This window comes from Pantoea sp. 18059 (assembly GCF_902706165.1).
Taxonomy (GTDB): domain Bacteria; phylum Pseudomonadota; class Gammaproteobacteria; order Enterobacterales; family Enterobacteriaceae; genus Pantoea; species Pantoea agglomerans.
The window spans coordinates 447924-473103 of sequence record NZ_CACSJS010000003.1 but is presented as its reverse complement, the minus strand read 5'-3'; the positions used below and the strand labels follow the sequence as shown (position 1 = coordinate 473103).

27 protein-coding genes are annotated in these 25180 nt (G+C 50.5%); 16 read left to right on the top strand and 11 right to left on the bottom strand.

Going from position 1 to position 25180, the window contains the following annotated elements; genetic code table 11:
- Positions 1-130 precede the first annotated feature (130 nt).
- On the bottom strand, positions 131-730 hold the full coding sequence (locus tag GVJ63_RS11700) for a hypothetical protein (protein ID WP_010259156.1): 600 nt from the start codon (positions 728-730) through the stop codon (positions 131-133).
- A 30-nt stretch (positions 731-760) separates the two neighbouring features.
- Positions 761-1102 carry a hypothetical protein gene (locus GVJ63_RS11695; protein ID WP_010259779.1) on the bottom strand — a complete coding sequence of 114 codons (342 nt, stop codon included), beginning with the start codon at positions 1100-1102 and terminating at the stop codon, positions 761-763.
- 400 nt (positions 1103-1502) lie between these two features.
- On the opposite strand from GVJ63_RS11695, the gene GVJ63_RS11690 reads away from it, so the two are divergent.
- From GVJ63_RS11690 to GVJ63_RS11675, 4 genes are all read left to right on the top strand, one after another.
- Entirely contained in the window at positions 1503-1940 is a 438-nt protein-coding gene (locus GVJ63_RS11690) for a DUF2628 domain-containing protein (RefSeq protein ID WP_010670648.1), read from the top strand.
- A 358-nt stretch (positions 1941-2298) separates the two neighbouring features.
- Positions 2299-4176, top strand: coding sequence for a M48 family metallopeptidase (locus tag GVJ63_RS11685; RefSeq protein ID WP_159226900.1), 1878 nt, complete (start codon positions 2299-2301; stop codon positions 4174-4176).
- A 135-nt stretch (positions 4177-4311) separates the two neighbouring features.
- Positions 4312-5280 carry a YiiG family protein gene (locus GVJ63_RS11680; RefSeq protein WP_122890078.1) on the top strand — a complete coding sequence of 323 codons (969 nt, stop codon included), beginning with the start codon at positions 4312-4314 and terminating at the stop codon, positions 5278-5280.
- A 247-nt stretch (positions 5281-5527) separates the two neighbouring features.
- Positions 5528-7045: a hypothetical protein gene (locus GVJ63_RS11675; RefSeq protein ID WP_159226899.1), complete on the top strand. Its 1518-nt coding sequence runs from the start codon at positions 5528-5530 to the stop codon at positions 7043-7045.
- A 196-nt stretch (positions 7046-7241) separates the two neighbouring features.
- Here the strand turns inward: GVJ63_RS11675 and GVJ63_RS11670 are convergent, their stop codons facing one another.
- A complete protein-coding gene (locus GVJ63_RS11670) occupies positions 7242-8132 on the bottom strand; it encodes a LysR family transcriptional regulator (protein ID WP_200843120.1) in 891 nt (296 codons plus the stop codon).
- A gap of 129 nt (positions 8133-8261) precedes the next feature.
- On the opposite strand from GVJ63_RS11670, the gene gstA reads away from it, so the two are divergent.
- Together gstA and GVJ63_RS11660 are read left to right on the top strand one after the other, a co-directional pair.
- Positions 8262-8867, top strand: a complete 606-nt coding sequence (gene gstA, locus GVJ63_RS11665) for a glutathione transferase GstA (RefSeq protein WP_159226898.1) — start codon at positions 8262-8264, stop codon at positions 8865-8867.
- A 171-nt stretch (positions 8868-9038) separates the two neighbouring features.
- Complete coding sequence (locus GVJ63_RS11660; RefSeq protein ID WP_159226897.1) at positions 9039-9782, top strand: alpha/beta fold hydrolase; 744 nt, start codon at positions 9039-9041, stop codon at positions 9780-9782.
- On the opposite strand, the gene GVJ63_RS11655 is transcribed toward GVJ63_RS11660, so the two are convergent.
- Positions 9779-10090 carry a cupin gene (locus GVJ63_RS11655; RefSeq protein WP_031594071.1) on the bottom strand — a complete coding sequence of 104 codons (312 nt, stop codon included), beginning with the start codon at positions 10088-10090 and terminating at the stop codon, positions 9779-9781. The genes GVJ63_RS11660 and GVJ63_RS11655 overlap by 4 nt on opposite strands.
- Before the next feature lie 310 nt (positions 10091-10400).
- Here GVJ63_RS11655 and GVJ63_RS11650 point away from each other — a divergent pair, with 310 nt between their 5' ends.
- Positions 10401-11084 carry a hypothetical protein gene (locus GVJ63_RS11650; RefSeq protein WP_159226896.1) on the top strand — a complete coding sequence of 228 codons (684 nt, stop codon included), beginning with the start codon at positions 10401-10403 and terminating at the stop codon, positions 11082-11084.
- A gap of 328 nt (positions 11085-11412) precedes the next feature.
- Positions 11413-12033: a protein phosphatase CheZ gene (locus tag GVJ63_RS11645; protein ID WP_010259809.1), complete on the top strand. Its 621-nt coding sequence runs from the start codon at positions 11413-11415 to the stop codon at positions 12031-12033.
- Between the two features lie 152 nt (positions 12034-12185).
- Here GVJ63_RS11645 and GVJ63_RS11640 read toward each other — a convergent pair whose 3' ends face one another.
- Positions 12186-12626, bottom strand: coding sequence for a GNAT family N-acetyltransferase (locus tag GVJ63_RS11640; protein ID WP_187515290.1), 441 nt, complete (start codon positions 12624-12626; stop codon positions 12186-12188).
- 208 nt (positions 12627-12834) lie between these two features.
- Positions 12835-13827, bottom strand: coding sequence for a threonine/serine dehydratase (locus GVJ63_RS11635; protein WP_176442713.1), 993 nt, complete (start codon positions 13825-13827; stop codon positions 12835-12837).
- 51 nt (positions 13828-13878) lie between these two features.
- Here GVJ63_RS11635 and GVJ63_RS11630 point away from each other — a divergent pair, with 51 nt between their 5' ends.
- Positions 13879-14226, top strand: coding sequence for a metalloregulator ArsR/SmtB family transcription factor (locus GVJ63_RS11630; RefSeq protein ID WP_064690677.1), 348 nt, complete (start codon positions 13879-13881; stop codon positions 14224-14226).
- Positions 14227-14632: 406 nt separating this feature from the next.
- Here the strand turns inward: GVJ63_RS11630 and GVJ63_RS11625 are convergent, their stop codons facing one another.
- Positions 14633-15358 (bottom strand): SDR family NAD(P)-dependent oxidoreductase, encoded by a 726-nt coding sequence (locus tag GVJ63_RS11625; protein WP_159226895.1) that lies wholly within the window; start codon positions 15356-15358, stop codon positions 14633-14635.
- Between the two features lie 118 nt (positions 15359-15476).
- Between GVJ63_RS11625 and GVJ63_RS11620 the strand changes: the two genes are divergently transcribed.
- Entirely contained in the window at positions 15477-16379 is a 903-nt protein-coding gene (locus GVJ63_RS11620) for a LysR family transcriptional regulator (protein WP_033786794.1), read from the top strand.
- Positions 16380-16733: 354 nt separating this feature from the next.
- Here the strand turns inward: GVJ63_RS11620 and GVJ63_RS22555 are convergent, their stop codons facing one another.
- The 3 genes from GVJ63_RS22555 to GVJ63_RS11605 form a co-directional block, all read right to left on the bottom strand.
- Positions 16734-16856, bottom strand: coding sequence for a hypothetical protein (locus GVJ63_RS22555; protein WP_341575714.1), 123 nt, complete (start codon positions 16854-16856; stop codon positions 16734-16736).
- Between the two features lie 191 nt (positions 16857-17047).
- The gene (locus tag GVJ63_RS11610; RefSeq protein WP_159226894.1) at positions 17048-17668 is read right to left on the bottom strand and encodes a LysE family translocator; all 621 of its coding nucleotides are present in this window, start codon (positions 17666-17668) and stop codon (positions 17048-17050) included.
- Positions 17669-18524: 856 nt separating this feature from the next.
- Positions 18525-19361 (bottom strand): MipA/OmpV family protein, encoded by an 837-nt coding sequence (locus tag GVJ63_RS11605; protein WP_159226893.1) that lies wholly within the window; start codon positions 19359-19361, stop codon positions 18525-18527.
- Positions 19362-19567: 206 nt separating this feature from the next.
- Here GVJ63_RS11605 and GVJ63_RS11600 point away from each other — a divergent pair, with 206 nt between their 5' ends.
- The 4 genes from GVJ63_RS11600 (at position 19568) to GVJ63_RS11585 (ending at position 22851) form a co-directional block, all read left to right on the top strand.
- Positions 19568-20245, top strand: coding sequence for a response regulator transcription factor (locus GVJ63_RS11600; protein ID WP_010259845.1), 678 nt, complete (start codon positions 19568-19570; stop codon positions 20243-20245).
- Positions 20245-21633: a HAMP domain-containing sensor histidine kinase gene (locus GVJ63_RS11595; protein ID WP_159226892.1), complete on the top strand. Its 1389-nt coding sequence runs from the start codon at positions 20245-20247 to the stop codon at positions 21631-21633. The genes GVJ63_RS11600 and GVJ63_RS11595 overlap by 1 nt, the downstream gene beginning before the upstream one ends.
- 49 nt (positions 21634-21682) lie before the next feature.
- Entirely contained in the window at positions 21683-22120 is a 438-nt protein-coding gene (locus GVJ63_RS11590; protein ID WP_364109860.1) for a hypothetical protein, read from the top strand.
- Between the two features lie 278 nt (positions 22121-22398).
- Positions 22399-22851, top strand: a complete 453-nt coding sequence (locus GVJ63_RS11585; protein ID WP_033761045.1) for an acyltransferase — start codon at positions 22399-22401, stop codon at positions 22849-22851.
- 119 nt (positions 22852-22970) lie between these two features.
- Here GVJ63_RS11585 and GVJ63_RS11580 read toward each other — a convergent pair whose 3' ends face one another.
- A complete protein-coding gene (locus GVJ63_RS11580) occupies positions 22971-23459 on the bottom strand; it encodes a DinB family protein (protein WP_159226891.1) in 489 nt (162 codons plus the stop codon).
- Between the two features lie 235 nt (positions 23460-23694).
- Here GVJ63_RS11580 and GVJ63_RS11575 point away from each other — a divergent pair, with 235 nt between their 5' ends.
- Together GVJ63_RS11575 and GVJ63_RS11570 are read left to right on the top strand one after the other, a co-directional pair.
- Complete coding sequence (locus tag GVJ63_RS11575) at positions 23695-23904, top strand: DUF6434 domain-containing protein (RefSeq protein ID WP_072171226.1); 210 nt, start codon at positions 23695-23697, stop codon at positions 23902-23904.
- Positions 23905-24048: 144 nt separating this feature from the next.
- Positions 24049-24966, top strand: a complete 918-nt coding sequence (locus GVJ63_RS11570) for an arginase family protein (RefSeq protein WP_158132204.1) — start codon at positions 24049-24051, stop codon at positions 24964-24966.
- Positions 24967-25180: the final 214 nt, after the last annotated feature.

The window sequence follows — 25180 nt, the reverse complement described above, 5'->3', positions numbered from 1 at the left end:
GACGCGCAGACGCGTCAGCCTGAGCATTGTTCAGACAAGGCATTGCAGGTGAGTTCTGAGTAAACTCATGAACCCCACCGGCAACCCCTTATCCGGGTCGATCAGCTAACCGGGCTTATCGACTGAGGCCTTACTTACCGAGGATATTGTTTACTGCTTTCAGGTGGCCAGCCTTGTCTTTGTGGTTTGAAATCACCTGAATAACGGTGAATTTCTTGTTGGCGACCGCCAGCAGCGTCGCCTGTTGCACATCGTTGCCACCCATTTTGTCGGTGGCTTCAATATGATAGACCGGCAAACCGTTGGTATTTTCAGTTTTCTCACTGATCACCGTATAAGAAGGTGAAGCCTGCTTCTGCTTGTCTTTGATAGACTTCCCGCCTTCAAGAAAATCAGCGTCACTGCCACCGCGCGCAATCAATGGGATCTCTTCTTCGCCAATGATCAATACGCGTTTTTCCTGCTTGTTCACATACATGGTGCCTGGTCCGCCGCCCGGCACAGGCTGCTTTTCATAGCCCTGCAGTTTGAACGTCTGTTTGCCATCCAGCAAAGAGATCGTCTGAGTCTGCGTGTTTGCAGCTGGTGCTGTCTCAGCGGCTGATGCCATCAGAGAAGTAGCCCCGATGGCAGTTGCCAGGCAGATCGCACCCATAATGTTTAATGATTTTCTTAATTTCACCATGAACTCCTTCGTATTGATGATATTTCCATTTCGCTGATACAGCATCAGTATGGCCTGTATCAGTGATGTGAAGTGTTATCGGGTCAGGTCGTAAATACAGATCCCTGAGCCGAGCAGAAACAGAATAATCGGCCAGTAGAGAACGGGAATAAAAAAGAAGTTGTGGGTTTTTTCGGGGGCCATCATTGGCTGGCTTTTCGTTGCTTGTGCAAGGGAGTCCAGCCATTTTTCCTGCCGAAGCACCCAGACAAAGGCCGCACAAAAAAGGGCAGAAACGATCAGCGTAGCCCCTGTCGCCCATAGATGGGCGACAAAGAAACCGTCGTAGTAATAAATATCTAACAGCCATTTACACAGGAGGTAGGCGGCAGAAATTAATACTGCGACGAAAAAACCCACTCCGCTCCATGCGATCATCTTTATATCCTTCTAAGGTGTGAGGAACGAGGAATATTTTTTTGAAAATTAACATATTTTTATCATTGTGGCGATATTTTCTTTGGTGCTAATATCAATTACATCCACCACAGGAGATGTCCGGCCTGTGCAAGTTTCACATTACTGATTCTGATGGATTTATTTTCAAATATTGTTGTTTAACCTGAATTCGGCACCCGTGCAGATAATAGCGCACCCAGGGTGTAGCATGGCTATTTGTACCGTACCGATATTATTTTGGTGCGAATTAACGCGGCTTCCCTGTTTTTAAAATTCGTATGCGCTGTTCTGGCGGTCGATGAGCACCATTCATGCGGCTGTCACCCGTCTGTAACAGTGTCGGTCTCTGTAGTTTTCTGCGCAGGATATTGAGGCAACCATGAATCAACCTATTGAAAATCATAATAAAGTAAACGCTACTAAAGAGTACAGTGCGAAATGGCAGACCCGATTTGATTTTTTCGACCTTCATGGTGCTCCCAGTACACCAGGCTTCAGACAGGCATTGAAACAACTGCCTTTCAGGCAAAAATTAAAAGTGAACATGAATTTAATTGCCTTTCTTTTCGGCCCGATTTATCTGTTCGTACTCGGCCTGTGGAAGAAGAACATCATGCTGATTTTAATTATGGTAGTTGTTTATACTATTTTGATCATCGCCTTAGCGATAGCGGGCATGGAATTTCCACGGTATCTTCAGGTTGGCCTGGGCTATGGTTTTAATGCCCTGTACGGCATGAGCACCAATTACAGTTATTACCTGAAAGAGAAAAAAGGCGATAACGGCTGGAATCCCTTCAAAGGGATGCGCTGGTAATTTTTTCGCACCGCTCTGATGGTAAAATATAGGATTATGGTGTATCGGATGCAGACAGATGGCGGGGATTAGCCCTCGGTCAGGAGATCGGACAGAATAAGTGATGAGAACTAACTCAAATTAGTGCTGTCGTGGCAGAACCACCGGAAGCCGCCAGAAAAATAACCTGACGGAAAAGGAAAAAATCGCCCAAAATATCCGGCTATACCTTTTCAAAACGGCTTCAGACTGGCTTATAATCGCTCTGCAATAATTATAATATCGTGAAGCTCGCATAAATGTTTCCGCACCGTTTAACCGGGGCCAGGATATTCTTTTCGGAATTTCCTGATAGCAGCAGCTTCTCCCTTTCATAGACATGCAGGATGTTATTATTTTGAATACATTAACGGAATTGAAAAAGGGTTATCTAAAGGTATTTTTCTGGCTGCTGTTCACACTGTTTCTCGTCCCTGTCATTACCCTGTTTTTTGCTGAATATGGCAACAAACAACTTGATCAGCAATACACGCAGTTCTTCATGGACGATGCGCGGGAACAACATCAGGATACGGACAAACTACAGGCGTTTCTGCAGCAGAACCCGCCTTCCAGTGTCTGCGGTCCGGTAGATGAAAATCTGCAGGATTACAAAAACGCCGTCTGCGAACCGCAATCCGAACTGTGGCAGTTCTACATGATGGATAAAGTGGCATTCTGGACACTGATCGGCAGCGGCGCTGTCCTGCTGATGGTGTTGCTGTTCAGTGCGCTGGCCTTTAAAAGCCGCCAGGGACAGGTTATCAGTCTGGCACTGGCCCGCAAGTTCCTGATGCTGGCCTGTTCGCTGGAAGTCATGGTACAGGGCGGCATGCTGGTATGGCTCTCATTCTGGGGCACCGCCTTCTTTACACAAACCTACTATCCAAAACTGGTGATGGCAGTAGGACTGCTGGTGCTGGCCGGCATGTATTACATGATTAAAGGCATCTTCAAAAAACTCCCACCGGAAGAGAGTATTGAAGGCGAAGTCGTGACCCGCGAAGCGGCACCGGCACTCTGGTCACAGATTGATATGCTGGCCGCCAGAGTGGGCACCACGCCACCCGATCATATTGTTGCGGGTATCGACACCAACTTCTACGTGACCGAAGCTCCGCTGAACGTGAATGGGAATCCGCTCACCGGCCGTAAGCTCTATGTCAGTATTCCGCTCCTGCGTCAGCTCACCGTTGCGCAGGCTGATGGCGTGATGGTCCATGAGCTGACCCACCTGCATGAAGGCGACACCGCCTCCGGCGCATTACTGGGACCGAAACTGCATCGGTTTGATCTCTATATGCAGCTGATGGGTCAGAATGTGGCCACGCTGATCGTCTTCTATCCGCTCTATCTTTATCGCATGCTGTTTGAACTGGCGTGGCAGCGTAACAGCCGTGAACGTGAGTTTGTCGCGGATCGCAATGCATCAACGCTGGTCTCCCCTGCCGCGATTATCGAATCACTGATCAAAGTATCTGCGTATGCCAGCTACCGGAATGAAGTTGAACGAAACTTCTTTAATAATCAGACGCTGCACGAAAATGAACTGGGGATCAGTAAAGCTATTGCTGCCGGTCTGCCTGAACATGTCGCCTCTCCGGACTTTATCAGCGTCATCCGTGAGCAGAATGTGCCGCACCCGTTTGATTCACACCCGCCGCTGGCGGAAAGGATGCGCAACGTAGGGTATGAGATTAACGAAGCTGACTATGCAGCGATCGCCGCCGATTTCCCGGCCCAGAGCTGGGTCGATCTGATGCCGGTTGCCAACGAGATTGAACAGCAGTTGTGGCAGAAATACGAGCGCGACTTTTCTTCTGTGCATGAAGAGAGCCTGGCCTGGCGCTATCAGCCTGACGGTGAAATGGAAACCGCGCTGGTGCTGAAGCATTTCCCCAATGTTCCTTATACCCTGAAAGATGGCTCGCAGATCGTCATCACCTGGCAGGGCATCGTGTCGCCGAAAACCGGCGAAGTGCTGGAGTGGGATAACGTTAAAAACATCAACGTCATTCGTAGCTTCGGCCGGGATAAGCTCTACGTGCAACATGTGCAGCCAAACTCGCAGGGAAAAAAACGCAGTGAGATCCCTCTGCCGGGCCTGAAAAAGGAGATTGAAGCCTTTAAAAACACCCTCGGCTATTACTGGCATCGTCATCAGACAGTCAGAGCGTTGCTGAAAGAAGAAACGGCGGCAGCGACGCAAAACGCATAACCCGTTTGTCATCGGCTCCCTCCTCGCAGCTGAAAAGGGAGCCAATGCGAACATTTATTTTCAATCTCTATTTCTGACCACATAAATAAAGGAACGATTGTGTTTAAAAGAGCAAGCAGGGCCATGATACCCGGGATGCTGTTGACTGCCCTTGTGCTGCCGCTGGCAGCATGTGACAACAGTGACAAAGCGGATGCAAAACCCGCCCCGCAGAGTCAACCCCAGGCTGTTGCGGAGGATAGCGCTGCGCAACTCACCACAAAATTAAACGCCTATGTGGGTTGCTTTAACACTACGGATGGATCGGTTCGCGATAGTGCCCTGCGCTATGTGAGCTGGATGGCGAATGCTGAAAAGGGGCCAACCGGCAAAGAGCGCAGCGTTAACGTACTGGGCGAGGTCACGCCTTATGAACTGGAGAGCTGCACTAAAGCCATCAATCAGGCATCAAAGGCTAAACCGACGTTACCGGCGCTGGATGCTGCAGCAACACAGTATCTGGCGGATTTAACGACATTGCAGCCGCTGGTTTCGCAGGCTCATCTTTACTACAGTCAGGAAGATTACAAGGATGATGGCTTCGCGAAAGGCAAGCAAATGCATCCGCCACTCATGAAGGCGTTTAACAGCTTTATGAAATCCAGCGACCAGTTCGGTGCCGAAGTTGAAAAAGAGAACAATGAGGTCGTTGCTGCGCAACTCGTTGAGATTGAAAAGTCTGAGGGCCGTCATAGTCGCTACTACCGCCTGGCATTAGTCACACAGGCCAAACCGCTGGCGACCCTGTTTACCTCTTCCGCTCCCGACGTGACAGAGATGACAAAAGCGATTGATGCTTACAGTACGCTGCTGAGTGAGGCAGAAAAGGCAACGGCCAGCGAAGCGGGCAAGCCATTAACCTGGTCCATCTTCCAGGATAATGCCGGAACCTTCCTGAAAGACTGCAAGGATCGCATGCGTCGGATTCGCGATAAAACACCTTACAGCACGGGTGAGCAGAGTCTGCTGAAAGGAAGCGGCAATTCAGGCTGGATGGTATCGGGTTCACCGATGCGTGTTTTAAAATCCTATAACGAACTGGTTGAGGCCGGTAACCGCCTGTAAGCTGAATACCTGCCCCGCATGCCTCCGGGCAGACTTCGTCAGTCGGGCTGCTGCGTGCAACCCGACTGACGCTGTCACCTGCCGCGAAAAAAAAATAAAAATGTTCACGCGCCAGCATTTCGTTAAAACGTTATGCCAGGCTAGTGTGCTGGATGGATCTGAGATCCGTGGCAAAGCGCACCCCTGAGCAGGATGCGCGCTATATCAGATTTTCTGACTGTAAAATTTTTGACTGAGAGGAGTGAGAGTGCAAGCAAAGGTCGGCGATATCTACAGCGTGTATTCCCCGCAGTTGCAGCAGTACGTCGCCTGTCAGGTGACACACCTCCAGCAGCCTGCTAATGCCAGAGGTAAAGTCCTTGCAGCCATACTCCAGCTCGACTGGGCAGGTGATCATTTGCCTGACAGGGCGGAAGCCAGCCGTATGCAGCCTTTGCGCTGTAGCTACTATTTTGTCAAAGACAGCTTCGATCACGGTTATGTTTCTGCCAATGTCCCACCGGGACATGTATTAATTGCCAACCTGCCGCCGCTGTCAGATCAGGAAGTAAACGCCTACAAGTTCGGCTGGGACGTGGGAGACAGTCTTGTTCGTCAGCGAAACTGGGAGAAGATCGACCCGGCCAGCCGTGCGCGGTTCAAGGCTGCTTCAGGCGCGCACAACGTGGTTGTCGGCGGCCAGACACTTCGCCAGGACACCACCCGTATCAATGACCACCTCCTGCAAACCCTGACCGATCTCTCTGAACTGGATCGCCTGCCCTGCCTGATGACCATCGAAACCCGCCATGGCACCCCGGAACTGATGGCCTATATACAGCAGCATGACTTCATTAATGAGTTGCACTGGCAATCCGCTGTCGTCAGCGAAATCGATGTCGGGGCGACTCGTTTGTCGCGTTTTATTCTGCACCCTGAAGGCGTCAGCTGCGTGCGTCTGAATCCTGATCTCTCCCTGCTGTCACTCACCGCAACGCCTTCTTCAGGCTTTCAGGTAGAGGCGGATCAGGAGGGACGCAATCTGTGCCTGCAATGTTCGCAGACTTTGCCTGTGCTGCAGGGTATTGACCGGCTCAGGGCATTGTCACTAACAGGCGTTAAAGAGATTGACCTGGCGCCAGTCGTTGAACGCTTTACCTGTTTGACTGAGCTGCGCATCTGGGGAAATCCCGGCGTAGCCAGCAATATGCATCGTATTGCCGCACTGCCACAGTTGCAGATGCTGACCTTCTTCAACCTGTTTGGCTTCAGCGCGGCTGACTTTCCCTCACCAGAAGCGTTGCCCAATCTCTCATGCCTGTGGATGACCAGCGTCCCGCTTGACGTTGTCAGCTCTGTCAGAGCCGCTTATAAAAAGGCGACAACTCAGGGGTTGGATCTCTCGCTGAGTAAAGCACGCAAGCCGGAATGGCTGGCTGAGAATCTGCACAATCCGTTCCGGGACTGGGATGGACGCGAACATATTTCAGCCACTTATGCCAAAAAAGCATCGCTGGCTTACAAAAACCTGCGGGCTGCCACGAACAACATCGATAGCAGCATGGATGTGGCGAGCCTGTTAACCGCCGCCGTAACCGCCTACACCGAAGCCTTTAATCTCATCGACCGGCGTTCAAAGGCGCTCGAGACGGTCGAGCGTGAGGAGATCTACAGTGTGCTGTGCGATGTTCTGAACCCGCTGGAGCAGAAACTGGGCGAGCAAGGCGCCACGCTTGTGGATCAGCCGCGGTTGTATCAGCTGTTCGACCAGTTACGCGAATTCTGAGCCATCCCGATGATTCAGGCGTGTTCCGCCACGCCATAAAACCGTTATTCGCCCCGATCACCTTATGCGGCAAAGCGTTAAGACGTGAGTTGAGAAAGGATCGCGGGCGGGAGAGTCTGCAGACCTCTCTTTCCCGGCCAGCCATTCTGCTGTTTATGATCGGGTAACGGCAGATAAAGTCAGCGGTGCAGTGGGATTATCCGGAGATATTACCCTGTCCTTTACGTAGCCCGTTCAGGAGTGCCTGAGTCACGCCAGAAGCTTTTCCGGAAGGCGAACAGACCAGCCCGAATTCACGGTGCAGAGGCGGGATGACCGGCATCACTGACAGGCCGCGACGTTCCGCTGGCAGGGCTGATTCCGGCACCAGCGCGACACCCATACCTTCACGCACCAGCATGCAGGCGCTGATCCAGTCGCGGACCTTTACGCGCACGTCAGAGAGGTGGAATCCTGACTGTTCCATCAGGCTTTTGCCATTAACGACGCATCCGCCTGTTGCAAGCACAAAGGGCTGGTCTGCCAGTTCCTGCAGGGTTATACCGTTCGCGCCTGACTGACCGATGTGCGGAGCGCTGGCTGGCATGACGGCGACCCAGGCGTCTTTTCCCAGTATCACCTCAGCACGTCCGGGTGTGGGGTTCATTACCACCCCCAGTTCAACGGTGTCTGCTGCAAGCCACTCCTCAACTTCTTCATCCGTCCCTTCCAGCACCACCACCTCCATGCCCGGATGCAGACGCCTGAAGTTACGCAACAGCCCAGGCAGGAGTGTGGACGTCACAGAGGGAAAGCTGGCAAGCCGAATGCGTCCGCCCTTTAAACCCCGGCTCTCATCAGCCAGCACGCGGATCGCGCTGAGCTGCGACAGCATAATTCTGGCATGTTCAATGACCTGCTCTCCCAGCGCGGTAACACCGATGTGCCGGCGCTCACGCACGAATACCGCGAACCCGAGTGACGACTCTAACTGGGCGATAGCCTGGCTGGCACCGGACTGTGTCATGCCTGTCGTTTCAGCAGCACGCGAAATATTACTGGCATCGGCCACCGCCACCAGCAAGCGCCAGTGCAGAAGATTCATCATGGTTATCAGTAGCCCAGCTAATAGTTAATTATTGAAGTATTAATTTTACAGAATCCTCTGTGTTAAGTACAGTCTGTTCCGTAACGACAAAGAGAATCTCACATCGCTTTCAATGTTAACGGAGAAGACATGAAACTTTATTACGCCCCGGATACCTGTTCGCTGTCACCCCATATCGTGCTGTGTGAACTCGCACTGGAGTTTGAGCTGGTTAAAGTGGATAACAGGAGCAAGCTCACCTCTGACGGACGCGACTTTCGCCTTATCAACCCCAAGGGCTATGTTGCTGCACTGGAACTGGACGACGGGCAGATATTGACTGAAGGGCCGGCGATTGTGCAGTACCTCGCCGACCTGAGGCCGGAAAGCGGGCTGGCACCGCCAGCAGGCAGCTGGGCGCGTGTTCGACTGCAGGAGTGGCTGAACTTCATTACCAGTGAAATCCACGCGGGTTCCGCTCTGTTGTTTAACCAGGCACTGCCCGACGCTGTCCTGTCACTGTTTCGTGAAAAGCTCTTCCGGCGGTTCGACTTTCTGCAGGACACGCTCGCCGAAAAAGCGTTTTTGATGGGGCCATCATTCAGCGTTGCTGACGCCTACCTTTTCACCGTACTGGGCTGGTGTAAGTTCTTCAGCATTGAACTGGATCGCTGGCCTGCGCTGGTGGCGTACAGAGCAAATATCAGTGCGCGCCGTGCTGTGCAGGCGGCATTACGGGCAGAGGCGACGCAGTAAGCGCGGAAAGGTCGGCGGCCTGACGCCAGAGTATGAATAACCGGTCCGCTTTGATCTGCTGCTGGCGCCTTGCGTAACGGTGGTCTGGAGCCAGAAGCAGACGGAAATTTATCGTTTCACAGGGAACAAGTTAGTATCTCCAGACTGACCTTTTAGCGGGGAGTCGGCTTTATGATTAACAACACCAGGGGGGAAACCTCTGTCATCAGGCATGCCGACAGGAATTTTGACGTCACGTTATTGAAGGTGAATGAGGCCAGCCAGTGTATCCTTTTTGCAGCAGGTGCTGGCGGAAGTCCATTGCGTCATCTTGAGCTTCTGCAGACCTTTAGCCGCAATGGTATTTCAGTTGTAGCGCCCCATTTCGAACGGTTAACCTCTTCCACGCCCTCAAAGGCTGACTTACTGGAACGCAGCCAAAGGCTGGCCCTCGCCCGCGATGCGTTTTGTCAACATTATGCCTCGATTACCGGCGTCGGGCACTCACTCGGCACCGTGATTCTGTTGATGCACGCCGGGGCGACGGCGTGGACTCGCACCAGAGAGAAGGTGACATATGCAGGCAGACAGGATTTGAATCAACTGGTGCTGTTAGCGCCACCTGCGGATTTTTTCAGAGCACCCTCGGCCCTCGCCTCCGTGAAAGTGCCTGTCAGGATCTGGACTGGCGAGCAGGACACCCTGACACCGCCATCGCAAGCGCTGTTCATCAAAGAAGAATTAGATATTCGAACTGAGACAAAACTTTGCGTGGTTAAAGATGCCGGGCATTTCACCTTCATGAACATCCTGCCGCCGCATATCACTGACACCCACCCATCACGCGACGCCTTTCTTATCAATCTGGGAGAAGAGATTGCCCGTTTTGTCACTGGCTTGTTGGCTCAGCCAGATAATGAATCACAACTTAATTAAACCGATCCCTCTTTTTCAATCACCAGCACGCGGGCGACGCCCTGTGGACGCGCAATATGCTCTGTCCCTTCACTGGCATAAAAAATATCACCGGTTTTGAGTACCCGGCTTTTAACTTCGCCCTGCTCTTTATATTGCATTTCAACACACCCATCCATGACAGCAAAAACCTCCTGACCATCGTTGATGTGCCACTTATAAGGCTGATCGGTCCAGTGAAGTTTCACGCTGACATTATCGAAGCTGGCAATATGCTGTGAGTCCCAGGCCTTCGAACCGGTAAATTCCTTACTGCAATAAAAATTCATTTTAGCTCTCTCAACAGGAGTGATTTAACGCCATCGACATCATCAATATCAGAGAGAGTTGATCGATTCTATACGTCAGGCATCTGTTGTCCTGATCTGTCCTCTGGTTGTCCGTTTAGGGGCAGAGCGGGAAGGTCGCAATGCTTTTCAGGCAAACCCGGCACCGCACATGTCCGCTTTATGCCAGAGCAGGCGTTGAGCGTATGGTAATGTGTTCACGATTAGCCACAGGGATACTTCTGAACAGTTATGGGCTGAAATCGCATGGATGACGAATCGCCTCTGTTCATACCAGTGCAAAAGGTCTGTAATGAAATCGATAAATCTGGAAAGCTTGTATCGCTCTGCCAACGAGAACACCCTCTCCATCTGGTCGGAAAATGCAGGAATTGGGGCTGTTAAAGAGGGGAATTACTACGATCCTATAAGGCTGGCTCTTGCAGCGGGCATTCAGCCGCCGGTGACCTTTGATGTCTCACGTCTTATTTGTGAATTACAGCAGCTCACAAAGGATGATCCCCTTGCCGATATTCTGCCCACACAGGGTTTCCATTTTACCTTCCTGCCCCTGACTCTGCCGCTCTATAACGAAAACGAGCCATTGCCCGAAAAAATCGATGAATTGACGAATATCTGGAGCGGATTTGATGCGATAAAAATTGTTATCAGAGATCTGCGGTTAGTTGCATTGCCCAGTCAGTTATTGCTTGCAGGGATCCCTGATAGTTCGGCAATAGCCATGCGCCACTCATTCTGCGAAAAAGTTCTGGATTCGCACTGGAAAAATGAGTTGCTGATGCGTCATACCGGCAGCCCATTACCGGCACCCTTCTGGCACAGCACGATTCTGCGCTACGGCGCTGATTTTTTACCTGCACCCGTGCGTGAGTTTATTTTTGAACGTCAGACCATTAATTTTGGGGATGTAGATGGAGAATTAAAACTGGCGAGGGTTAACTACAACTGGACAAAATGTTATTCGTTGGCGGATTAATTAAGACGAAGAAATTACATGATAAATAAGATACTGCCTGCCCTCGCGTAAACGTTTCAGAAGTGGGTAATACGCCCCTTTTTTCGCTCATAACAGTCATTAACTCGCACACATTCCGCTCTATACCTGACAACCCCCTCCGGCTGAAAAAACAAGGCCTGCGCGCAACACTTTCTGCCTATTACAACCCTGATGTCGTTAGCTCTAGGGTGTCTCATTCACATCATGTCACTTTTTACACGAGTAAAAACCTCAGGAAATTTAAAAAACCGCCGCGAGCTGCCGATAACCTCAGGTATCGAAAATCTCTACGCAGGAAACAACATCCATGTCACCATCCGACACCCATAGTAAGCATCAGGAAATTGGCGAAATTACGGCGCGTGCTGGCTTCATCCTGCGGCAGCTTCGCGACAGTCTGCAACAGCTGGGGCTTGATAAAACCATCGCCGATGTGGCGGGAAGCATCCCAAACGCCCGTGAAAGGCTGGGTTATGTCGTCACAATGACCCGCGAAGCAGCAGAGGGCGTAATCAACAGCGTGGAAATCACGCAGCCTCTGCAAACCGATCTGGGAGAAAAAGCTGAGAAACTCTCGCAACGCTGGGATGCCACTTCCGGTACGCTGTCAGACAAAGAACAGACCCAGGCATTAGCGGCAGATACCGTTGCCTTGCTGAATGATGTCCCCCGCGTCACGGGTCTGACGCAACAGCAGTTACACGCGATTATGATGTCACAGGGCTTCCAGGACCTCACAGGACAGATTGTGCAGGCTATGATGGCCGTGCTGAATCAGGCTGAGCAGCAGCTGATACAGGTCATCCGCGATAATACCGGCTCACATAGCACCGCCGAGCGCACTGCGCCGTCTAAACCCTCCTCCGCACCAGAGACTCCTGCCAGTCAGGATGATGTGGACGACCTGCTGGCCAGTCTGGGAATGTAAGCCGACGTAATAAAATCGCTCTGAGAAAGGACGATTAATGATTAAAGCGTTTTCGCCAGGCCACCCAATCGGTCTTGCTGACAGCAAAGATGTTATTTTGGCTAAACGTCCGCCTTATGCCATTGGCAGACGTTTATGAAAATGACAGTAGATTACACGCTGCGATATTTCTCCAGTTTGATATCGGTATCGTTAATCTCTTTTTTATTGCCCCAGCCGAGCTGCATGTAAAATTTCGCCGCGCGACTATTTTTATCGGTTTCCAGCCAGGCAATCTTATGATGTTTGAATAATTCCTGCTCGGCGAGAAAAACCAGCCTGCGACCTATCCCCTGGCCTTTATATTCCGGGAGAACAAAGGCCGCAAAAAGACAGCCTTCATCCGGTAAAACCATTGAAAAGCCGACTATTTTTTCGCTTTCAGCCGCAACCCAGGCGCATAAATTCTTTTCAATCATATCCGCCACGACGCTTTCAGTGATCCCCATCTGACGCATTTCTTCACGACTCAAATAATTCTCGAGCACTGAGGTTCTGACTTCGAAAATACTGTCAACATCAGAAGCCCGGGCTGTTCTTATATTTATATTCATTAGTCTTACTCCTTGTATGACAAAAATATTTTTTGATTATGATGCCAGACATTTCCTTAAACGAACCATAGAATTTTAAGCGAAAAGGCTGTTAAACGGCAGGCCGTCAAAGGCGGCACTACCTCAAAGCCTGCGTAATGAATGAAGCCGTTATGATAAGAACGTTATGCAATATGAGCTCAGCCGACCTTAACTCCGCTCTGTTTCTTCATAGTGACGCCTCATTAACTAATTTGAGATAGCGGGAACCCGATATGTTTCTACCGCTCACCACACAGACAACTTTACGCCCGCTCAGTTCTTTTGCATAACGGATGGCTGCCGCAACTGCGGGTACGCCTGAAGGCTCTACAACATGGCTGTGCAGATTAAGCATTAACAGCATCGCTGCTTTGATTTCGGCTTCTGAAACCAGAAGAACACGATCGACACGATCGCGTATAAGTGGCCAGGTCATCGCTTCAGGCTCTATATAGCCACTTATGCCTTCGGCGATTGACGACGATATTTCCACTGGGATCGCCTCACCAGCTTCTTTCCAGCGCTCAAACGTCGGGCTTGCTTCACTCTGCACTGCCCACACTTCGGCTGCAGGGTTTATGCCCTTGATGGCTGTTGCGATACCGGAGGCCAGCCCGCCGCCGCCAATGTTCACGAGAATAACGTCAGCGTCTGGCCAGTCTTCCATGATTTCCAGACCGACGGTGCCGCCTCCGGCAATCATCTGCTGATTATTATAGGCTGAGACGAACGTTGCGCCGGACTGTTGCGCTGCAACAATGGCTTCCTGCCTTGCATCTTCAATATTGTCAAAAAACGTAACCTGCGCACCATAACTCTTCATTGCAGAAACCTTAATCGGGTCTGCTGAAAACGGTAAGAATATGGATACGGGTATGCCTGCCGCATGTCCCGCACAGGCAAGCCCTAAACCATGATTCCCTGCCGTCGGAGCGATGACGCCGGCACGTCGCTGGTCTGCATTAAGACTGGCAAGAACGTTTGCAGCACCTCTCAGCTTAAAGCTACCCGTATGCTGAAGATTTTCCATCTTAAGCCTGACCTCCGTCCCGACAAGAGCAGACAGCGGGTGCGAAAGCTCCAGCGGAGTTTTGCATACTGTTGATTTAATTCGCCCGGAAGCTGCATAAATATCTTTCAGCGTGACACTGTCTGTTAGCCTTTGTCTGTGGTTTGTCATAGTATGCCCCTAAAGTTATATAAGAAAATGACTATATAGGCGATTGACTATATGCACAACTCAAAGACATTAATGGCCGATATTTTTCGTGCCCTTGGTAATGAGCATCGGCTCGTGATTGTTGAATGGCTGTCCGATCCAGAGTCACATTTTCCGGTGCAGCAGGACGGCGATCTGGTTAAGGATGGTGTGTGTGTCGGATTTATCACCGAAAAAATTGGACTGAGTCAGCCCACCGTGACAGGCCATCTGCAAATTCTTGCTAAGGCCGGAATTGTGACATCGAAACGTATCAAGAACTGGGTGTTCTATAAACTTGATAGACAACGGATGGATGAAGCTACGGCAATGTTGTCTGGATATGGGAAGCTGGCGACTGATTCACCTGAACAGCCATAATTGGGCAGTATGTGTATTTACAGGTCAGTAAATCCAGTGTGTGTGTGTATCTCGCTCCTGGCGTGCCCGCCTTTCAGATAAATTTATTCGGTCATCGTTATCTGTTGTCATCTTCTGTAAAACTGCCGTTTAACTTCAGAAACTACCCCGGCTGATGACCAGCCTGTAGGTTTGGATCCGCTTTCGTTCAAAGCGGACCTTATGACCTAATTTTCTGTACGATCCGTGCCTGAGGCGGCCATTAATTACATTCAGATGCGCTAAGAAACATTGAGCCGCTTATTTTCCTTCAGGATGATTCGGACATATTTGAGAACCGACTGCGCACGACACGCCAGGCGTTCTGCCCACACCCGTCAACCAACCTGCCCCATCCAGGCAGGTGGAATGCTTTATTAGACGAGATTCACCAGGGTGCGCACTCTCCATCCAAAAAGAATCCTGCGGTGATTGTCTGGGATGCTTCAGCAGCGAGCCAGACGATCCCCCTGGCCGCCTGGGATACAGTCCGGTAACCGGTATGTCCGTTAAAATCGGTGGCCGTATATCCCGGGTCAACTGCGTTTACGCTGATGCCATACTCAGACAGTGAATTGGCAAATGCCACCGTAACGCCATTTAATGCCGTTTTTGAACTGGTATAGCCCAGTGCCGCTACCTGAGAGTAGGGATGCGCTTTGCCAGATACCCATTCCAGCGATCCCAACCCGCTGCTGACCATGATAATCCGGGGTTCCTCGCCCAGTTTGAGCAGCGGCAGAAAAGCCTGCGTTATTCTGATGACGCCGAAAACGTTGGTATTATACACCGTCATAATATCGCTGATGCTCTGCGACTCAGGCGCGATGGGCCAGGTTCCGGGAATACCCGCATTGTTGATCAGCACATCTAGTTTTCCATCTTCTGACTTTATCTGCCCGACGGCCGCATCAACACTTTTCTGGTCTGTCACGTCAATGATAGCCAGCCGCACTTTAATGCCTTCCGACAGCAACCGGCTGACAGCATCCTGACCGCGCCCCCCATCGCGGCAACCCAGCCAGACATTAAATCCCAGTTTCCCCATCACTCTGGCCGTTTCAAAGCCAATACTTTTGTTTGCGCCGGTAATTAAAACCGTTCTCTTCTTCATGTTGTTGCCTCAGTGATTTATGCAGGTGTATCTGAGTTATAAATCTCTCAGAGCTGTTTGATAAGAGGCCGCAATACGAATACGCTGTTCGGAAAAGCGAACAGTAACGGAAGTTGAGATGGATGATGTCGCGATATTTCTTGCCGTCTTCAGGGGTCAGGGTTTCCGGGCCGCAGCTAAAACGTTAGGCCTGGCACCCTCAACGGTCAGTGAGAGGATTACCGCGCTGGAAGTCAGCCTGGGCGTTCCGCTGTTTATCCGCACAACCCGCAGCGTAACGCCCACCGAAGCAGGCCGGATGCTGGCCGATCGCATGGCACCTCTGCTGAGCGAAATGAGATCGGTGATGAATGACGTGGCAAGTTCTCAACGGGAGGTGCGCGGGCTACTCAGGCTGAACGTGACGGGTGCGGTGATGGTCGATATTCTTCCGCCCCTGCTTGAGCAATTTCTCGATCGCCATCCGTTGCTGCGGGTGGAGATTATGGTGGACGATCGCCTTGTTGATGCCACGGCGGAAGGCTGCGATGCAGGCATACGCTATGGCGAACATCTGGCCCGGGACAGTGTTGCCGTTCCTGTCGGCCCTCGCCGCCAGCGTCTGGCTCTCGCGGCGGCACCCGACTACCTTGCTTCGCGCGGTCTCCCCGTTCACCCGACGGCATTGGCCGAACATCACTGCATCCGCCTTAAGTATTCCAGCGGCGCGCTGATTCCCTGGGAATTTGAACGCAACGGAGAAACCGTCAGCGTCAACCCTGCTGGTCGCCTGACTATCGGTGTCAATGGCGCATCAGGCGCAATTGAGCTGGCAAAAAAGGGTCAGGGCATTATCGCCGTCTTTGAAAACTGGCTGCAGCCCTGCTTTACGACGGGTGAACTGCTGCCTGTGCTTCCGGAGTGGTGGCCCGAATTTGAAGGTCCCTGGCTCTACTTTCCCAGCCGCTTTATGTCAGCACCTCTGCGCGCTTTTGTGGATTTCCTGAAAAAGGTACAGTCAATGCCTGAACCGCTCGATTGACAGCAGTAGCAGGCCCGCCAGTCGATATTGAGCTCGGCTAACAAGCGCACCTCTGTTTTGACGGGTTGTGGCAGGTTAAAACGCACTGGAGGCATGGGGCCGCGTTTCAAACCGCTTTGTGCCAGAAGCGGACGTTAAGGAGTAGAAGGAGGGTCATATTCCCAGGCAGATGGATCGCTGTAAATATTACCATCGTCGTCCATTACCCGAGCGCCGAGGAACCCGGCAATGTCTAACATTTTTCTATATAGATGCGTGTCTGGCCATTTGGTGTAAATATTGCCATCGTTCCAGTCAAGCCATGACTCATCATGCGATGAAGCACCCGACCACAAAGCATGATAATCGCCATTTTTAATGGTCTATCGTTAATTCCTTATCACTATCAATGAGAGAAAGCCACTCCTCAGGAGTTATTTTTGCTTCTTCATTTTCAGCCCAAAAATCAGCCCGTGTTATATATAACTCTACGCCCATGATCTATCCACTAACCATTCAAACATTGGTTTTGCTTAACAGGTTCATTTACAAATTAACACTGGGGATTGTTTTACGCGAGTTACATGCAAACTCCGGTATATGATGACGTACGCTTTTCGCTCATATCGTACGTTAGCCAGACGCTAATCCGCTTGTGCCAGAAGCGTACGACGCCAGCCAGTCCAGGGCTATCTCGTGCTAATAGCAAGTTTAGCCGCGAAGCATAAAAATAAGCCTCCTGTTGCTCTGTCCATCACCCGGACAACGCGACTTTTCTTCAATACGGCTGACGCAAAATGCGTGGATAAAATGAGAGTGACTGACCATATAGTCCCGATAGCAACGTGGATGCTGACCAGGATAAAAGTCCATATTAAAGGTGAGTGACCGGCTGGTATGAACTGCGGCAAAAAAGAGACATAGAAAATGCCCATTTTGGGATTGAGCACATTCCCCAGCATTCCTCTGATAAACCAGCTCCCCTGTGAAACGTTGTTGTCATCACCATTACTGAAAGAAGATCGAGGACGTATCAGCAGTTGTAAGCCCAGCCAGCTCAGGTAGACCGCGCCACAAACTTTGAGCACAGTGTAAGCCATCTCTGAAACCGCCAGAAGAGCACCAAGACCTAACGCGACCAGCACGCCCCATACAAAACAGCCAGCATCAATGCCAAGCGCAGCGTGAAAAGCCTTTTTGCCGCCCTCAGCACAAGCGGTGCGGAGAATAAGTGCCGTATCAAGGCCGGGAGTCAGGGTAAGTAACAGTGCTGCGAGAGAGAATGCGAAGAGGGAATCGTTAACAGTCATTTTCTTTGTCCGAAAGAGCAGATGCTAATCATTTAGTTCCCTGCAATCAATCTATCAAATATTACTTTTTAAAAGTCCGCTTCTCGCTCTTAGCGGACCCAGCACCTGATGAGACTGGCCGCTTGGTGCCATAAGCTGACATTACTGACATCAAGATGTACTCATATGCAGGGAGCAATCTACAGCCATATCATTTTCTGAGTGGGTATAGTTAAGCTTATGTCCGAGACTGTTCTCAAAAAGTAAGTAGTCGGCATTATCCTTGTGACCGTCTTTACTCCGAGTCTTAATCCATCACCGTGGCGGAGGCAGGCAACTCGCTCTATCGCATGCTCGCTTCATTGTAGGTACGACACTGGGCTTATTCTTATTAATACGGTACATCCCGCTTTTTTTACGTCGCCTGGTTGCCCGATAGATTCCCTCAATCGCGGTGCATGTTCACCAGCACCTGTCGGGACGTTCAGGCGCAGATGTGCCATCGGGGAATAGGGATTGCCGCCATGCTGCCAGGGACTCATGGCGACGCCATCGCCGGATTGCAGAGTATTCAAATGCCGCCGAGGGATGTCACTATTATCTCCGGCATATCGATCGCTGCGGTCCATACTGGATATCGCCGATGCATTGCTGGCGAATTCCGCAACACCAGCAAGGTAGGCATGTTCTTCGGCGCGCGCGCTTTTGCTGTTGCGCCAGCGGAGGTGAACAGATGTTATACATGTTCGGGGCTGAAGCTTTAGGTTTTGCAATCTGTTGCGTACTGCCCCGTTAGCTGAAAAGAGGGTGGATTAGAAAGCGTGTTTATTGGCAGAGAAGAGCCATAAGCTGGCGGGAAACACACATTGAATAACGATCAGAAGTGGTATGTCACCAGCAGGCTTCCTGTGGGTGATATTTCTCGTTGCACAATCGGGCTATTGCGCGCATCTCCCGTTAACTGCGTAACGCCTGCTGCGGCAATCACGCTCCAGTCCTCATTGAACTTGTGTGTCCAGTCAAGATTCATCGACCAGGCATAAATTCCCGATCCGGCATCATATCGGATAAACCTTGATGCAGCCGATTGAGATGCACTGACTCCGTAGTAAGTCTGAATGTATTTGTCCGTCCCCCAGCTGCCGGTCAGCGCCAGCGTTACTGTATTATTCGGTGAGGTATAGAGCGGGCTATTAATGCCAAAATGCAATGCCGTGCCATTGTTTTGCTCAGAAAATGGCACTTCAGCCTGCAATTGCAAATTAAGCCAGTCGGTCACCCCGTATCCCAAGCCAAATACACCGAGAGCCGAGCCTTTGACATCCCCCATACCTCGCAAATAGTCGCTGCCATCGCTTAGGGAGTCACTGTCCACGTCACGATCCTTACGGCCTGCGCGATAGCTCACCGCAGCGTTGTAATCGAATTTGCCGATGTTATTGCCATAACCGATGCCCCGCGTGGAGCTGACGAAGAAACCATTTTCCATGGTGTAATCAAGCACCAGGGAAGTCGTGACGCGGCTTTTGTCCGAACCAGAATAACGTGGCGTCACGTTCGCGCCGCCTCCCACCGTCAACGCGTTGCCCTGATTCTGTGCTGCCGCCAGTATCGGGGTGGTCAGTAACGCCAGGACTGCGCCCGACAACATTTTTTTCAGGCTGTACCCCGTGAGTGAAAGGGGGAACTTATGACGCAGTGTGTTATTTCTCATTAAAGAAGTCCTTATGCATTCAAATGATTACGATGCAAGCGGGTTGTAAACGCCAGAACGTTCATTTTGAATGCGCCCGCTAAAGTTCTCATGAGCCAAAAATGAAGAAAGGGTGAAGCAACCACAGATGCTGCAAAGCTGATAGATTTCCTGATACCGTTTTTTTCTTCAGACGTTCTTCATTCACTGCTGATACCGTAACCATTGTGAAAATACTCCTGATTGAAGACGACCTGGATCTCGGTAACGGCATACGTATTGCCCTTGCAGATCAAGGGTTTGATGTTATATGGGTTCGCCGCAAAGAGGATGCGCTGCATCAGCTTGATGTCTGCGTGCCTGAACTTGTGTTGCTCGACCTCGGATTACCCGACGGCGATGGCATGAGTCTGATGGTGGGCCTGCGTCAGCAGCACAAGGGCATTCCCGTGATCATCCTGACGGCGCGAGGCACACTGCACGATCGCCTTTCCGGGCTGGACGCGGGTGCAGACGACTATCTCGTCAAACCGTTTGTTCTCGCCGAGTTGCTGGCGAGGGTGAGAGCGCTTGCGCGCCGCAGTTATGGTTTTCAGAACGAGGCGATAGAACTTCGGGGATTATCACTTTTTGTGCCCACACGACGCGTGACCGTGAATGCACGGCATATTGAGTTGACGGCAAGTGAATACGCGCTGCTTGAAACGTTGATGTTACGCACTGACCGCGTGCTTACTCGCAGTTTTCTGGAAGAAAGGATCTTCGGCGCAAAAGAAAATATGAGTAATGCGCTTGATGTGCATATGGGGAATTTGCGTCGCAAAATCGGCGAAGGCTATGTACGAACGGTGAGGGGCGTTGGGTATGTCATTGATACCGTACCCATTCAGAAGGGAGCAGGTTGATGCGAAATGTCTGGCGCCATCTGAGAACCCCAACGTTCGTGCGGCGAATTATGGTAGCGCAGATGCTATTGCTCACTCTGCTCTGGTGTCTTTTTCTGACTTACGTTTTGTGGGAGGACTTACGTAGTCCGGCGATATTAACGGGCAGCAAGACGTACGAAACCATTTTTACTGTGGTTAAGAGTATGGACGATCGCCCGCAGGAGCGAACGCATGTGCTGGCTGCATTAAGTAAGGCAGTACGGGAAAATTATGGCGGCGGTGAAGATCCAGCACTCTCAATCAGCCTTATCGTACGCGAGAATAAAGAGATAATTTATGCCTCTGATGGTGCGCCAGTCGGAGTGATAAACAGCCGTTATGGAAAAATTGAGCGCGTGGATAGTGATGGTCGCGCCTGGAACAGCCGTACCTTAAAGTCCGGGAACGCCGACACAGAGGTCACGCTTATCACCCCTGCTGGAGGCTGGAATTTCTTTATCTATCTGAACTCGCGTGGCTACTACGTGATGCCGCTGCTGGTATGCATTCCTTTTCTTTTGTTCCCTGCCTGGCTGTCGATCCGCATAGCAATGCGCCCATGGAATAAAGTGGTAAATGAAGTGTCCTTACGCACGCCGGACGATCTCTCGCCCTTAAAAGCAGTGCCAAAGCACAGGGAGCTTCGCCAGATGGTTGACGCGGTTAATGGATTTCTTGCCAGGGTGCGGGAAAGCACTGAACGGGAACGCGTTTTCATTGCCGATGCCGCTCACGAGTTGCGTACCCCCCTGGCGGCGATGCGAATCAATGTTGAGGCGCTGGAATCTTATGTGAGCAGTGACAGCCAAAAAGAGTTGCTTGCGGGCATTGTTCGCAGCAACAGCCGTGCGGCTCGTCTGGTCAATCAGTTGCTGCTGCTGATGCACAGCGAAGCGCGCATTGACATGGTTATGGAGCCTTTGCCGCTGACAACGCTCATACAAGAACGTATGGCCGGGCTGGCACCGCTCGCGGCGGAACGCAGGATTGAACTTGAATTTTACGCCGAAGAGGAAATCTGGGTGACTGGCGTCAGGGAACGGTTAATGTCGCTTATCGATAACGTAGTCGAAAATGCCGTGAAGTATAGCCCCTGGGGCGGGAGGATTGAGGTGGAATTACGATCCTTAAATCAATCCACGCAGTTACGTGTTTCAGATGCAGGGCCTGGCATTCCCGTTGAATTGAGGGAGCGCGTGTTTGACAGATTTTTTCGTGATCCTAACCAGCTGCAAAGCGGGAGTGGGCTGGGGCTTGCCATCGTTAAAGCCGTTGCGCAGCAACACAACAGCAGCGTAAGCCTCAGTACGTCGGCAGAAGGTGGGCTGATGGTTTCGGTTGATTTCCCAAATCACAAGTCCGCCTGAAAGCAAGGACAACGTTGATCCGCCCCGGCGAATGGCCGTTACCTGAATGATGGAGTTAAACGTGAAATACGTTGTTCTTGCAAGCCTGTTAATTTCGCTCTCACTAAGCGGGTGCGCTATTACGGTCAGTGAACTAAAAAGCAGCCAATCCTCTTTTGACGGCAGTTTCGTGAGCAAGGCAGGCTCATCTGATACTTATCGAACCCTAAGGTACATGGCAAGACAGTGCCTCGAATATGAGGCATATTCAGGAAATCCGGTCATCGTACTGAGCGAATTTGATGGTGAACGCAAAGCAGGGGAGATTAATCAAAAGTTCCTTTCACAGGGATTGTTGATAAATAACACGCTAATTGAGATCGAAAGTCGGCATGGTGACAACGCACAGGTCTCCCTTTATACAACCAAGAACGTCTTGAGCACGGGAATCCGGTCACCAAAGATAATTGATATCAAGCGCTGGGCTGACGGCGATAAAACGTGCTAGCGCGACACCGCGAAGCATTCCAGTTATATGACTTGCGCCACATTGATTAACACCGCAATTCTAAGTAATACCTTCATCAGAGGTGAGAGCCACTTCAAACTTCCGCTATTCGCTCATAGCGGACCCTGGCCTGCCGTCAGTCCGCTTTGTGCCAGGAGCGGACATTGCGATCATCATAGTGCGCGAATGAGTGAAAGCAGGTTAACTTGGGCACTTGGTGAAGTTCAAAACCTGCTCAAGCTTTTAGCCGAATCATCTTGAGGAAGGACACAGCTCATATGAAGGTTATTGAAAGTGGCATTCGTGACGTAAAACAAGGTGAAAATGTGAAAGTAATCACGCCGGTAAACATCTATGAGTGTGAACTGGGCGATGATGTTTTTGTAGGACCATTCGTAGAGATACAAAAGGGATGCGTTATAGGCGACAGAACCCGAGTACAGTCTCACACTTTTATCTGTGAGAACGTTACCTTGGGTAAGGACTGTTTTATAGGCCATGGCGTAACCTTTGCTAACGACCTGTTCAAGAATGGCGGTCCTGATGCTTCTGCAGAAAGCTGGATACATATCGTATTAGGCAACGCGGTAACCGTGGGGAGCGGAGCAACTATCTTAACAACGGACATTTGCAGTGGTGCGGTGATTGGTGCAGGTAGCGTGGTTACAAAGCCTGTGTTAATTAAAGGGGTGTATGCTGGCAATCCAGCCAGACTTTTGAGAGAGCTCTAAGCATTATCTCTGAAAATTTTTAGCCCAAACTTATCGCCATCGCAGGTCGTTAAGGTAGGCTTCTCGCCAAAGCGGCCCTCAAAGCCGCTGGATAGGTGATGGGCTGAAGAACTTACCTGTCAGTGATTATGATCCCTTAGAAAAACCGTCAGCACATCTTTCGGAGGAACACCTCCGCACTCTGAAATTAACCAGCCTATTGCCCCACGGTGGTAGGTTCCATGAAAAAGAATATGATTTAGCATGTCTATGGCTGTCATTTCTCCCTCTCCACCATCGACAAAACTGAACTTAATTGTTTCTCCTAAATCGGCCGGAGCCATTGAGCTGACGTGCTGAATATACCAGTTTGTACAGTCTTCCATTTTGACCTCAAGCTCATCTACAGAGGGTGTTTCAGGGGTATTCAGGGCAGTGTAACCATGCTGCCGTCCCGAAATATTTGCTCTGAAAATCATGTCTACCACATGAATATGGTTCATCAATCTTAGCATCAGATGACGCTTTTCTGCATAAGCAGATTCGCTGATAGCTTTAACTGCTTTTAGCGCTTCAGCATCAATCCAGCGCTTGAATTTCAAGAGTGTAACCAGTGTGTCCTTGTCCATGAATTTCTTCCTGATTTGCCAGTTTCAATAGCATATCAATTATGTAGGTCATGTAGCAGGGGTTCTAATTCAAAAAGTATAAGCATAAACAAGGTCCGCTCTTCGCTCTTAGCGGACACTACGTGATGCCGATGTCCGGTTTGTGCCAGAAGCGGACCTTGAGAAATTTCAGCTTCTCTGACTAAAGTGGAGTACTAATTTTTATTTAAAACCACTCATTACGGGAGCTGGAAAGATGGAAACCAATTGGCATAGCTCCTCACTAACACGTTCGACCATCATTGATAAAAATTACAAAAACACACAAAACGTTCGCCGTTTTATGATCAAAGAGTGTGGAGAGAATTTCCGATTCAATCGTGAATTTATGATCTGGATAAGTAATGCTACCCCTAAGAATTTGGGTAATGTCGTGGATGAGTGGAAACGGCGATATAAACGTTAAAATATGGATGTCAGCCTCTCACTTATAGCGAACCTTGTGCGTTCTGGCACAGGTTAACACCTCGAATTTTATCTCGGCGACAAAACTGTTTCGTAAGAAAGCTTAGTTTATGTGGTACTCAACCCAGTTAAAATCAGGTTTTTTATGGAAAAAATAATTCTTGTCCCGTCTGGTCTTGGTCTCAACCCTCTTTATGAAGGGCACATACCGGGCACATTCCGTGCGCCAGCAGTTCTCATGCACCACGGACTCGATAAAATGTTTCCCTCTTGTAACTTTGTTACTGTTCCCTGCCCTGAATACAGTCCTGAATGTGAGCCAGGTACTGATATCCTGAACGGTCACAAGCTCAGACAACTTAATCTACGATTGGCTGATGAAGTAGAGGCGGCGCATCATCGCAACTTAAAGCCCGTTGTTATCGGAGGCGACTGCGCCATCCTGCCCGGAGCCTTGCTGGGCAGCAGGCGTCAGTTAGGGCAACTTGCACTTGTGCATATTGACGGCCACAGCGATTTCCGTCATCCCGGCAACTGGAAGCGAGAACCAGGAGCACGACCAGGCGCTGCGGCCGGAATGGATTTGGCACTCGTTACCGGTCGGGGAGAGCCATTACTGACTGCATGGCCCGGTATCGAAGGATCCCTGGTTCAGGATGACGCAGTGATTCAGCTGGGAGAGCGTGAGTCGCTCCTTGAAGATTATGAATGGCCTGACATTGTTGGCACTGATATCCGGCGTATAACTATTTTTGACGCGCTTAAGTTGCCTGATCATGATCTCATCAATGTGATATTCGAGCGGCTCAACCTTTTTCCTGAAATGCCCTACTGGATTCATCTTGATATGGATGTCCTGGACAGTTCTGAAATGTCTGCAGTTGATTGTCCCGGCAATCCCGGTTTGTCTTCTGAAACACTTGTAAATCTCTGTCGCGAACTTTTCAGAAATATGCGCTGCTGTGGCATCACAGTGACCATTTATGATCCTGATTTAGATCATGAAGGGACAGCAGCAAAGCTCATTTTGGACATGCTCAGTAGCATAACTAACGGTATCTGACCCAATTACAATCAATGCGATTACTACGTCCGTTTCTCGCTAATAGCGGACATCCGCCTTTTTCAGCAGGCAGTTTTTTACCAGAAGCGGAACTTGCTTACATTGCTATGTCAGTTTGCTGGGAGCAGGTCAGATAGGTTTTTATGACCTTTTCAGACAGGGTCGTATCAGGATTAATTTCTGATACTGACAGGCGTGGTTTTTTACATCATTG

Coding starts and splice junctions, on each gene's coding strand:
- GVJ63_RS11570 (WP_158132204.1), top strand. CDS start 24,049: ATGGAAAAAATAATTCTTGTCCCGTCTGGTCTTGGTCTCAACCCTCTT.
- GVJ63_RS11605 (WP_159226893.1), bottom strand. CDS start 19,361: ATGAGAAATAACACACTGCGTCATAAGTTCCCCCTTTCACTCACGGGG.
- GVJ63_RS11590 (WP_364109860.1), top strand. CDS start 21,683: ATGGAGTTAAACGTGAAATACGTTGTTCTTGCAAGCCTGTTAATTTCG.
- GVJ63_RS11630 (WP_064690677.1), top strand. CDS start 13,879: ATGCACAACTCAAAGACATTAATGGCCGATATTTTTCGTGCCCTTGGT.
- GVJ63_RS11680 (WP_122890078.1), top strand. CDS start 4,312: ATGCTGTTGACTGCCCTTGTGCTGCCGCTGGCAGCATGTGACAACAGT.
- GVJ63_RS11650 (WP_159226896.1), top strand. CDS start 10,401: ATGAAATCGATAAATCTGGAAAGCTTGTATCGCTCTGCCAACGAGAAC.
- GVJ63_RS11625 (WP_159226895.1), bottom strand. CDS start 15,358: ATGAAGAAGAGAACGGTTTTAATTACCGGCGCAAACAAAAGTATTGGC.
- gstA (WP_159226898.1), top strand. CDS start 8,262: ATGAAACTTTATTACGCCCCGGATACCTGTTCGCTGTCACCCCATATC.
- GVJ63_RS11610 (WP_159226894.1), bottom strand. CDS start 17,668: ATGACTGTTAACGATTCCCTCTTCGCATTCTCTCTCGCAGCACTGTTA.
- GVJ63_RS11620 (WP_033786794.1), top strand. CDS start 15,477: ATGGATGATGTCGCGATATTTCTTGCCGTCTTCAGGGGTCAGGGTTTC.
- GVJ63_RS11640 (WP_187515290.1), bottom strand. CDS start 12,626: ATGAATATAAATATAAGAACAGCCCGGGCTTCTGATGTTGACAGTATT.
- GVJ63_RS11580 (WP_159226891.1), bottom strand. CDS start 23,459: ATGGACAAGGACACACTGGTTACACTCTTGAAATTCAAGCGCTGGATT.
- GVJ63_RS11645 (WP_010259809.1), top strand. CDS start 11,413: ATGTCACCATCCGACACCCATAGTAAGCATCAGGAAATTGGCGAAATT.
- GVJ63_RS11670 (WP_200843120.1), bottom strand. CDS start 8,132: ATGATGAATCTTCTGCACTGGCGCTTGCTGGTGGCGGTGGCCGATGCC.
- GVJ63_RS11655 (WP_031594071.1), bottom strand. CDS start 10,090: ATGAATTTTTATTGCAGTAAGGAATTTACCGGTTCGAAGGCCTGGGAC.
- GVJ63_RS11695 (WP_010259779.1), bottom strand. CDS start 1,102: ATGATCGCATGGAGCGGAGTGGGTTTTTTCGTCGCAGTATTAATTTCT.
- GVJ63_RS11690 (WP_010670648.1), top strand. CDS start 1,503: ATGAATCAACCTATTGAAAATCATAATAAAGTAAACGCTACTAAAGAG.
- GVJ63_RS11660 (WP_159226897.1), top strand. CDS start 9,039: ATGATTAACAACACCAGGGGGGAAACCTCTGTCATCAGGCATGCCGAC.
- GVJ63_RS11585 (WP_033761045.1), top strand. CDS start 22,399: ATGAAGGTTATTGAAAGTGGCATTCGTGACGTAAAACAAGGTGAAAAT.
- GVJ63_RS11700 (WP_010259156.1), bottom strand. CDS start 730: ATGCTGTATCAGCGAAATGGAAATATCATCAATACGAAGGAGTTCATG.
- GVJ63_RS22555 (WP_341575714.1), bottom strand. CDS start 16,856: ATGGGCGTAGAGTTATATATAACACGGGCTGATTTTTGGGCTGAAAAT.
- GVJ63_RS11575 (WP_072171226.1), top strand. CDS start 23,695: ATGGAAACCAATTGGCATAGCTCCTCACTAACACGTTCGACCATCATT.
- GVJ63_RS11595 (WP_159226892.1), top strand. CDS start 20,245: ATGCGAAATGTCTGGCGCCATCTGAGAACCCCAACGTTCGTGCGGCGA.
- GVJ63_RS11685 (WP_159226900.1), top strand. CDS start 2,299: ATGCAGGATGTTATTATTTTGAATACATTAACGGAATTGAAAAAGGGT.
- GVJ63_RS11635 (WP_176442713.1), bottom strand. CDS start 13,827: ATGACAAACCACAGACAAAGGCTAACAGACAGTGTCACGCTGAAAGAT.